General features: G+C 59.6%; 2 protein-coding genes. Both read right to left on the bottom strand.

The features are described 5' to 3' along the window. Window positions 1-70 precede the first annotated feature (70 nt). Entirely contained in the window at window positions 71-325 is a 255-nt protein-coding gene (gene tnpB, locus C9I57_RS32190; RefSeq protein ID WP_107154522.1) for an IS66 family insertion sequence element accessory protein TnpB, read from the bottom strand. Next, window positions 322-672 (bottom strand): IS66-like element accessory protein TnpA, encoded by a 351-nt coding sequence (tnpA, locus tag C9I57_RS32185; protein WP_026230257.1) that lies wholly within the window; start codon window positions 670-672, stop codon window positions 322-324. The genes tnpB and tnpA overlap by 4 nt, the downstream gene beginning before the upstream one ends. Between the last annotated feature and the right edge of the window lie 147 nt (window positions 673-819).

The following is an 819-nucleotide window of genomic DNA, read 5'->3' as shown; positions in this document are numbered from 1 at the left end:
GCCGATGAAACATTGCAGTCGATGGGATCGCCTCGTTGACCGGGCCGCGGCGGCGTCGGCGACAAAGAAATCAAAACCCTCCGATTCGACAGAAGGAGTTGTAGTATGAAACCAGATAGTTCATCAGCAAACACATACCGTCGCCACTCCACCACAGCACCTTGAGCAGGTCACCGCGTTTGCCGCGAAACACGAACACGTGACCAGAGAATGGATCGCGCTCCAGCACGGTTTGCACTTTAGCGGCAAGGCTGTTGAAGCCGGCTCGCATGTCGGTCGCGCCGGCGGCCAGCCATACGCGCGTCCCTGCGGGCAGACCAATCACGAAGCCGACCGCAACGTTGTCAGCACCGTCCTGAGCACGCCCAGGTCAAGTGGTCCATCGAAGCGCACCCGTACGGCGCCACATTCGACGACGAGACTGGACGTCACTTGCGCCGACACCGGCAACTGCACAGGAATGAACGTTTCGGACGGCCGCGCATGCGTGGCCGAATGGTTGCGCTCATGCAGGCGCCGCCAGCGCGCGATCATGTTGGCATTCAGGCCATGCTCATTCGCCACATCCGCAATGGAACGAGAAGGATCGTTAGCTTGCGCCACGACCATTGCCCGGAATTCCTTCGGGTAGTTCTTGGACCCAAGCCGTCGACCCCGTGCCTTCGTTTCCATCGTTCTGATTCCCACAGATCTGAACTGAACCCCGAAGGTTGGACACCAACTCGGAGGGGCTATGGGAAAATACACGGACCAAGCCAAGCTGGCTGCCGTGAAGGATTACTGTTCTGGGGAGGGTGGCCTGAAATCGGTTGCTCGCCG

This window comes from Trinickia symbiotica (assembly GCF_003028655.1).
In the GTDB taxonomy this organism is placed as follows: Bacteria; Pseudomonadota; Gammaproteobacteria; order Burkholderiales; family Burkholderiaceae; genus Trinickia; species Trinickia symbiotica_A.
The sequence above is the reverse complement of the archived record's forward strand: the minus strand, read 5'-3'. Positions and strand labels throughout refer to the sequence as shown.

Coding starts and splice junctions, on each gene's coding strand:
- tnpA (WP_026230257.1), bottom strand. CDS start 672: ATGGAAACGAAGGCACGGGGTCGACGGCTTGGGTCCAAGAACTACCCG.